Genomic DNA, 3199 nt, shown 5'->3' with positions numbered 1-3199 from the left:
GGAACAGCTCGCCGCCGACGACGAGCTTCCGCCCTGGCTGGGAGACCCCGCGTTCCACCGCAGCCACCAGTCGGCACTGGTGCGCAAGGCACCGGAGATCTACATCCCGTTCTTCCCGGACGTTCCCGACGATCTGCCGTACGTCTGGCCGACGTCCGACCGGGTCACTTCATAGGGCGGGGGGCCCGGTCCACGCGGGGGCGCCGCCCTGGGTCGGCGGGCCCGGCCCACGCGTGCGACGACGCCCGGACCCGCGGGCCCCAGAACGCCGGCCGCGCGTCACGGATACCTGCTCGACGAGCGCAACCGCGGTTCAGCGCACTCGCCCTCGCGGCTTCAGCGGCACCGGCGGGAGTTGGGGAGCGGCCAGTGGCGCCCCGTCGTAACCCACCACCTCACCGAATAGGGACCCCTCCATCCACTCCTTCCGGCCCTCCTCGATCTCCTGCTGGGAGCGCCCGATGAAGTTCCACCACATGATCAGCTCCTCCTCGAACGGCTCGCCGCCGAGGAGCATGAGCGACGCGTCCGACGCGGCGCGCAAGGGCAGTTCGGTGCGGCCGCAGCCGAGGTAGAGCATCGAGCCCGGGAGGACCGGTACGCCGTCGACGTGGGCCTCGCCCGACATGGACAGCACGGCGTACTCGAAGTCGGGCTCCAGCGGCAGGCGTACGTCGGCGCCGTTCGCCAGGGCCAGGTCGGCACCGACGATCGGGCTGTACGTCGTACCGGGCGACGGCGTGCCGTCGACGGTGCCCAGGATGAGCGTGGCCTTGACGCCGGGCGCCGTGACGAGGGGCAGTTCGGCGTGGTGCTCGAAGTGCGGGTCCGTGTGCCGGTGGCCGTCGGGAAGGGCGACCCACAGCTGCGCTCCGTGCAGGAGGCGGGCGTGCGCCTTGGGGCTCTCCTCGGAGTGGCTGATGGCGCGGCCGGAGGTCATGAGGCCCAGTTCCCGCGGGCGGATCGTCTGCAGGCTGCCCGTGGAGTCACGGTGCAGGACCTCGCCCTCGTGCAGCCAGCTGACGGTCTGCAGTCCCATGTGCGGGTGCGGCGGGACCTGCATGCCCGGCTCGTCGGCGATGTCGTCGGGGCCGTAGTGATCGACGAAGCACCAGGCGCCGACCATGCGGCGGCCCAGGTTGGGCAGCAGGCGCCGGACTTCGGTGGACTCGCCGAGCTTGACCCGGCGGGGACTGAGGAGTTCACGCACCGGCTCGGCCACCACGAACCCGCGGCCACCGCACAGGGCGGGAACTGCGTCGCGATCAAGATTGCTCATGGCGCACAACCTAGCCCCGTCGAGGACCGTCCGTCAGGTCATCCCCCCTGCGCCGGGACCGGCGGGTGGCTCAGAACCGATGCGCGTACCTGGCGGTCCCAGGACCACGGTCGGAGGCGGCTACGACATCGGTCCGGGCCTCCCGAGAACAGTAGCCATGGATATTATAGCCATGTACGGTATTTTCCATGAGTTCGGTGTTCGAGCACGCGACCCCCGGTTTCCTCGTCTGGCGCCTGTCGATGAAGTGGCGGGTGGCCGTCGACCGCGCGGTCGCGCCGCTGGGCCTGACCCACGCCCAGTACTCGCTGGTCGCGTCGCTGTACGGCATGCACCACGCCGGGCTGCGGCCCAGCCAGCGGCAGCTCGCCGACCACACCGGACTCGAACCGCTCTACGTCTCGAAGCTGGCCCGCTCCCTGGAGACGGCGGGCATCGTCGACCGCACGCGGGATCCGGCCGATCCCCGGGCCGTCCGGTTGTCCCTCACACAGGACGGGCAGACGGTCGCCCGCCGTGCGATCGGCGTGGTCCACGGACTGCTCGACCAGCTCCTCGATCCCCTCGGCGGGCTCGACGGCGAGCGCACGCGAGTGTTCAGCGGCGAGCTGGCGACCCTGCTCGGCGTCTCGCTCGACCCCCGCGCCGATCAGTCCGCAGGCACCGGCGACGAGATGACGCGTTCCGATCACGCACCCGCGGGCTGCCCACCGTCCGCGCAGGCACCGCCCGCACAGGCACCGTCCGGCCGAGCCCCTTCCAGTCACATGTCATCCGGCAACCCACCGTCCGATCTGGCGCATCCCACGCAGAAGCATTCCGATCAGCAACGTTCTGACGAGGAGTAGTCATGACCACCACCACTCCCCCGGTCAACGGCCGGCTCATTGGCCTGGCTCACTACGCGAGCCGCGCGGTCCTGGAGAACGTGCTCGCCCGCACCGGGACCACCTTCCACCAGTCGGTGGCCCTGCGAGCCGTCTCGGACCAGGGCGGAACCGTCGAGCGCGCACGGCTCGTGGCCCGCCTGACCGGGGCACTGAAGATCGAGGAATCGGCAGCCCGCCGGACCGTCGACGAGATGACGGCTCTCGGGCTGCTGGCGGAGCCGACCGCCGTCACCGTGTCGCTGACCGAGCACGGCGCAGAGCTGTTCGAGCGGATCCGCACCGACGGGAACGCGATCGCGGCCCGGCTCTACGCCGGCATCCCGGCCGAGGATCTGGCGACCGTGGGCCGGGTGCTGACCCTGGTGACGGAACGGGCCGACGCGGAGCTCGCGGGCGCCTAGGACACCGGTCCCCGGGTCCGGGCACGGGCCCCGGACGCCCTGAGGACCGACCCCGTCCGCGTTCGTGGAATATTCAACCAATGCGCTCCGTTGAGGCGCTCGAAGGAGGTCAGCAGTGGACATGGAGTACTACGACCAGGGGACGGCCGCGGAGCGCTGGGAGCGAGCGCGGTCGTTCTTCGACGCCAAGGACTACGCCGGGGCCGCGCGGGTCCTGGCCGGGCTGGTGGAGGAGGTGCCGGAGCAGGTGGGTCCCCGGCTTCTGCTGGCACGTTCGTACTACCACTCCGCCCAACTGCGCCGCGCTGAGACGGAGTTGCGTACGCTCGTGGAGCTCGACCCGGTGGAGCACTACGCCCGGCTGATGCTGGGCCGCACGCTCCAGCGCCAGGGACGCCAGGACGAGGCCGAGTCGCATCTGCGGATCGCCTCGGCGCTCGCGGGCGACTTCGAGCAGGTGTGAGCGCCGCCTGAAGGAACCGAACACCGCGGTGGCCCCTGACGTTCTCCGTGACGTCGCCCCCTCCACGGGACACCCGCAAGGTTCCTGGCGGGAATCGCCCTGGGCCGGTGCGGACGGAAGAGGCCGATGCCCCAGCGCGCGGGCCGGACACCGAGGTGTCCGGCCC

3 protein-coding genes and 2 pseudogenes are annotated in these 3199 nt (G+C 71.2%); 4 read left to right on the top strand and 1 reads right to left on the bottom strand.

Translation table 11 applies throughout. The features are described 5' to 3' along the window. A pseudogene (locus ABZV34_RS37955) lies at positions 1-175 on the top strand (cytoplasmic protein); the annotation flags it as partial. A gap of 138 nt (positions 176-313) precedes the next feature. Here the strand turns inward: ABZV34_RS37955 and ABZV34_RS37950 are convergent. Next, complete coding sequence (locus ABZV34_RS37950; RefSeq protein ID WP_356287396.1) at positions 314-1279, bottom strand: pirin family protein; 966 nt, start codon at positions 1277-1279, stop codon at positions 314-316. Between the two features lie 188 nt (positions 1280-1467). Here ABZV34_RS37950 and ABZV34_RS37945 point away from each other — a divergent pair. From ABZV34_RS37945 to ABZV34_RS37935, 3 genes and pseudogenes are all read left to right on the top strand, one after another. Further along, positions 1468-1920 (top strand): annotated as a pseudogene (locus tag ABZV34_RS37945) (MarR family transcriptional regulator); the annotation flags it as partial. Positions 1921-2129: 209 nt separating this feature from the next. Further along, on the top strand, positions 2130-2570 hold the full coding sequence (locus ABZV34_RS37940; RefSeq protein ID WP_356287393.1) for a MarR family winged helix-turn-helix transcriptional regulator: 441 nt from the start codon (positions 2130-2132) through the stop codon (positions 2568-2570). Positions 2571-2685: 115 nt separating this feature from the next. Next, entirely contained in the window at positions 2686-3033 is a 348-nt protein-coding gene (locus ABZV34_RS37935; RefSeq protein WP_356287390.1) for a tetratricopeptide repeat protein, read from the top strand. Positions 3034-3199 lie beyond the last annotated feature (166 nt).

Source organism: Streptomyces sp. NPDC005195, assembly GCF_040608315.1.
Lineage (GTDB): Bacteria > Actinomycetota > Actinomycetes > Streptomycetales > Streptomycetaceae > Streptomyces > Streptomyces kaempferi.
This window is presented reverse-complemented; position numbering and strand designations above follow the sequence as displayed.

What these genes read in the sequence shown, in the direction of transcription:
- ABZV34_RS37950 (WP_356287396.1), bottom strand. Translation starts at nt 1,279, where the DNA reads ATGAGCAATCTTGATCGCGACGCAGTTCCCGCCCTGTGCGGTGGCCGC.
- ABZV34_RS37940 (WP_356287393.1), top strand. Translation starts at nt 2,130, where the DNA reads ATGACCACCACCACTCCCCCGGTCAACGGCCGGCTCATTGGCCTGGCT.